The sequence below is a fragment of the Roseburia sp. 1XD42-69 genome (assembly GCF_003612565.1).
Lineage (GTDB): Bacteria > Bacillota > Clostridia > Lachnospirales > Lachnospiraceae > Roseburia_B.
Map to the genome: position 1 here is coordinate 1 of NZ_RAZG01000135.1, position 4,669 is coordinate 4,669.

Annotated in this window: 5 protein-coding genes; all 5 read right to left on the bottom strand. The window is 38.8% G+C overall.

Annotation, left to right across the window (positions count from 1 at the left end):
• Positions 1-557 precede the first annotated feature (557 nt).
• On the bottom strand, positions 558-1,043 hold the full coding sequence (locus D7Y06_RS23940; RefSeq protein ID WP_147415770.1) for a hypothetical protein: 486 nt from the start codon (positions 1,041-1,043) through the stop codon (positions 558-560).
• A gap of 39 nt (positions 1,044-1,082) precedes the next feature.
• Complete coding sequence (locus tag D7Y06_RS23945) at positions 1,083-1,634, bottom strand: hypothetical protein (RefSeq protein ID WP_120410010.1); 552 nt, start codon at positions 1,632-1,634, stop codon at positions 1,083-1,085.
• Between the two features lie 335 nt (positions 1,635-1,969).
• Positions 1,970-2,200, bottom strand: a complete 231-nt coding sequence (locus D7Y06_RS23955; RefSeq protein ID WP_158591485.1) for a hypothetical protein — start codon at positions 2,198-2,200, stop codon at positions 1,970-1,972.
• Positions 2,201-2,906: 706 nt separating this feature from the next.
• Positions 2,907-3,410, bottom strand: coding sequence for an MATE family efflux transporter (locus D7Y06_RS23960; RefSeq protein ID WP_120410013.1), 504 nt, complete (start codon positions 3,408-3,410; stop codon positions 2,907-2,909).
• 440 nt (positions 3,411-3,850) lie between these two features.
• Positions 3,851-4,669 (bottom strand): transposase (locus tag D7Y06_RS23965; RefSeq protein WP_158591486.1); only part of this gene is annotated, 819 nt, incomplete at its 5' end.

A 4,669-nucleotide genomic window follows, 5' to 3' on the forward strand; every position in this document is an offset into this window, starting at 1 on the left:
AGCCCTAAAGTTTTTCGCCTTTCGTCCGATATAGTGGAAACTCAAACCGCCGTGTAAGCATATTAACTCTGATTTTCCCGCTTTCCAACTTATTATTTTCTGAAGCGCTATAAAAATATCTGTGATATTTGAAATGTAAAGAAATGAATTTTGAAATCGTAGGACATGAGAAAAAGGACTGCCGAAACAGTCCCTCTACCGTTTTATCATTTATCCATTAAATTTTTACCGTTTTGCCTGCGAGTATCCGAGTTTCCGTGATAATAACCGACTTTTGCCTACGAGTATATACTATCAGGCAAAACAACCCCAGAACAAAAATTCGTGCTCTCACAAATGTAAAAAAGCCCCTAAGAGCACACGGAAATAATGTAACTGTGAAAGCTATGTAGTGCCGAAAGTGCCGTTTACGGGCTTTGCAGGCTTTCCGTGTCCGTATCTGCCGGGGAAGGAGACACCTTGACAAAATTCGATAATATCCCCCAAATTTATCAAGAACTGATAGTTTTTCATTTCAGATTTAATCCACGCTCTCACTAATTAAAACATTCTCCCTTTTAGACAACATTTTTTAATAACTCGTCAATCAGCTTATCAATAACTTGTAGCTTATTATTATTAAAGTCAAATTCCTTATTCGTTTTTTCATCATTACAATACAAAACTCTTTGAGGTGAAAAGTGGCAATTTTGATTAGATAACTCTTGCTTATAAATTTTCTCTTCTAAGTGCTCCATATAATTGCGTAACTTATTATCAAAAATTTTATCACAATTTTCTATCACTTCACTTATGCCTTTCCAATCATAACTTTTTTCATTCGCTCTAGCTTGCTTTATGCATGTTATAATTCTATGTGCCGCAGTAATAAGTACAATAAGATTACCAATCACCTTGATTTCGTATACAAATTGATATTCTCTATATTTCTGCTCCCCAAAAATCCCATCATTTATATGACAAGTTTGAGTTTTAGCAAAACTCCTTTTTCGGAAAAGTGTTCCTACTGCACAAAGCTTGAAATATAATACAAATTCGTGCATATAATTACTGTTTTGCATTCGCTTAACAACTCACGGAAGCTATATGATTTGCTTTCCATTAAAATCTATTTCATAGTAGTTATTCTCAAAATCGTACAGGCAAATCAAGTTTTCACGTATTGTAAATGGTTCTCTGTTTGAAATAGAAACAAAAATATCTTTTCCAGAAAATGACCATTGTTTCTTAAAATTCAAGTCCAACATCGTTATTTCAATTTCTCCATAGATAATATATCCCTTTTCAACTTTATAAATTGCAAAGTTACAACCCAAACAGTCCAGCACAACATGGCGAATTAGATAGGCATCGGTAATCTTTATCTGCGTTATCATGTTGTCTTGTAGAACTGTAAGAATGTCATCTTGCAGAACGGCACAATCCAAATCATATGAATGATACGGTCCAATCAGCGCTACTTGAAATTCTCTTGCATATAAGCCAATATGAATTGACAGTGTTTTTGACAAATCGTTGTGCCGATAATGTTCTGGATTCAATGTTACATCGTAATGGCGATTATCTACCGAGTCAACGGTATATGTTTCGTCAATATTAATTTCAATGTGACATATTTCATTTTGTAAAATCATGGTCACACCTCCCCAAAACCTGATTTAATGTTTTGAATATAAAATATTTGCCTGCCACCCGTAATGTATATTTATAGGCTCATATTATCTGGGTACACAATTCCGAAAATGGAGCAGCAAAATTATAGAAATTTAATTTTTCCATATTTTCATTGAGCATTTCCACTGTTAATTTATATATCTTATAATTTATCAACATATGAAATAATGAATCTTTTGCTTTTTTACAATTTACCTTGTTAATAATGATATCCATTTGTTTTGCTTCAGTTGTAAACATAAATTTTCCTTTATTTCTATTTCCTTGAATATTTTTAACTGCTCTATATTACCTTTTACATAAAATATCTAAAATCATATGGCTTACCATAAATAACTACATCCTGCTTTGCGACCTGCGAAAGCATCTGGGCAAAATCCAAAGTAACTGGTAAAACCTTATAAAAACTGTCTCCACTATTCCAGTTCATCTTCGTCAGCATCATTATCTCATTTACTAAAGTTGCCCCATCCGATTTTCCCCTAAATCGCTTCACAAGAAGCGGTGCAGGAAATTTTTTCGCCATTATTGACTGACTGAACATAACTAAGCCCTACAAACGCAGTGTTCTAATTATATACCGCAGGTTTCCATAAGCGTCCAACAGCTTTAGAGTAAAGCCCGGTAGATAATCCCCACATTATCTTTGCTGTATCATTATTTTTATCCGGTATAGCATATATCTATCTTCTCCAAAAATTTTGCCCCTTTATACCCTATCCCCCATATTTCAACAACATTTTTCTACAAACAGGCGAAACTCCAAACACGAAAACTCTTATACTATCACGCAAAACTCGGATACTATCACGGAAACTGCCGACCGCTGCACATTTTCAAACCGGATCCAAAAGCAAACGAGGGATTCCGGCAACGTCCAATATTCCGGAATCTCTTGTTTTCAGCGGTTTTCCCAATATTCTGTTCATGCCCTTTGTATCAATTACATTCCTGTGAAGTGCAATCCGTATTTTCTATTCGGTTTTTACCGGAACTTCCATCACATTCTTACTTCAATACAAGACTTCTGTTACTTCTTACTATACACAAAATAGTATATATTGCAACTGCCAGCTCTGTAATCGGCATAACCCACCATAGAAGTTCCGCACCAAACAGTGCTGGAAGCACGAACACTAATACACCACATAGAACTATGCCTCGTGCCATAGATATGATCAATGCTGTTTTCGGCTGCATCACTGACTGGAAATAATATGTTCCGAAAATGTTCAGCGGCAAAAGCAGATACGCAAGACCATAGACATACCGGAATCAATGGAAGAAAACAGAATTCCATAGGAAATGATCCGTCCATAATCCATGGCATAAGGCAGGATATCTTCTGTCGCACCAAATAATATACACAAAGGCTCCAAAAACAAATGAAACAAGATGCAGAGAATAATCCCCACAATCACCATGACCGATATGGAACACCCCACGCCTCTGGCTGCTGACTTTTCATCCCCCTCGCCCAGTTTCAAGCTCAGATAGGCCACAGCTCCATCACCAATCAGCAGGCTTAAAGCTATGGCAATCACTGTCATCGGCATAACAACATTGGTAGCTCCATTGCCAAGATACCCTACCCCCTGCCCGATAAAAATCTGGTCAACAATGTTATATAAGGCGTTGACCACCATAGAAATGATACTTGGAACAGCAAATGTAAGTACCAGTTTTCCAATACGTTCTGTACCAAGTGGATTTATTTTTGTTACTGTTGTATCCATTTTTACCTCCGTTATGAAGTGACTTTTGTCAAGAGGTAATTTTTGAAAATTATAAACTTTTTCCCGAACCTCTGACAAAGCCCACAATTGTTCTCAGGAGATATCTTGGAGAAGCCCTTTGTTTAACAGTTCCCGGCATTTGGCCATTCCGTTATTCGTGGATTGGTTACCTACAGGTCAATGGTCCGCCGCGGGTTCTGCTGTCCTAAATCGTGGATCAATGCTTCTGCACTGCCAACAAGGAGGTGCCGCAGATAACCCGAACCTTGAAGTTCCAAAAGACTCCTTCAAGATATCTCCTGTTTTTTGTTAATAGTTGCTGCGGATTATGCAGCTGCGCCTGCTTAATCCGCTTGACTGCCATCCATCAGGATGACAGCTGGCTGTCAAGGGCTGCGCAGCAGTTTATTTACCCTTGACGGGCAGATGGCAGGCTGATTTCACTCTATACGGATGTTATCCGTCATCATGCCCCATATAAAGCATGCAAGTTCCCTTGCGACTGCCGTTACCGCCACATTCTTTTTCTTGCCATGCCTTATCATTTTGTAATACTTCCTTCTAAGCCTTTCATTTGCTTTGTCTGCATACGCAATCACCTCCGGCGGATTCCCACTCTGCCTTGCCTTTAAATCTTTCGATTTATGGCCGACCGCTCCCTTACAGATCCCTTTGGAAGCCTCAATCAGCAGTTTCCTTACATGGCTGTTGCCGGCTTTGGTGATGGAAAGCCTCTTGATGTTATCACTGCTCGAATCTTCCCCCGGCACTAATCCCAGATATGCAGCGTAGATGTTCCCCTTTGCAAATCTCTGGAAATCCCCAGCCTCAACCAGGCAGGATAACGCCGTATGGGTTTTTACGCCCAGAAAGCATACCAGTCTTTTTACCTTCTCCACATACTCTGTTTCAGAGGCCAGTTCCTCTATCCTCTTATCAAACATTTCTATCCGGTTGCTCTGATATTCGTATGTGATCAGATACTCGCCAAGCGTTTCTCTGTCCCATTCGCTAAGTTCAAGGGATTTCAGCCATTTTAAGTGCGCCTGCGTCCATTTCCCGCCGTCATAATGGAAACCCTGGCTTAAACAGAACGCACAGATCCTCTGTTTTGTCTTCTTTAAATCCAGCTTATGGTCATCCCTCATGCGTAGATATGTTTTGACATCATCATCCTTTTCTGTCGGAGAGCGGTCTCGGAAACTCTTTAAAGCCCGTATTTCCGTTCTTTTTCGATTTCTCTTTCTTATTTCATCCTC

Excerpts from the sequence above, each read along its gene's own strand:
- D7Y06_RS23940 (WP_147415770.1), bottom strand. The coding sequence starts at position 1,043 with ATGCACGAATTTGTATTATATTTCAAGCTTTGTGCAGTAGGAACACTT.
- D7Y06_RS23955 (WP_158591485.1), bottom strand. The coding sequence starts at position 2,200 with ATGGCGAAAAAATTTCCTGCACCGCTTCTTGTGAAGCGATTTAGGGGA.
- D7Y06_RS23945 (WP_120410010.1), bottom strand. The coding sequence starts at position 1,634 with ATGATTTTACAAAATGAAATATGTCACATTGAAATTAATATTGACGAA.
- D7Y06_RS23960 (WP_120410013.1), bottom strand. The coding sequence starts at position 3,410 with ATGGATACAACAGTAACAAAAATAAATCCACTTGGTACAGAACGTATT.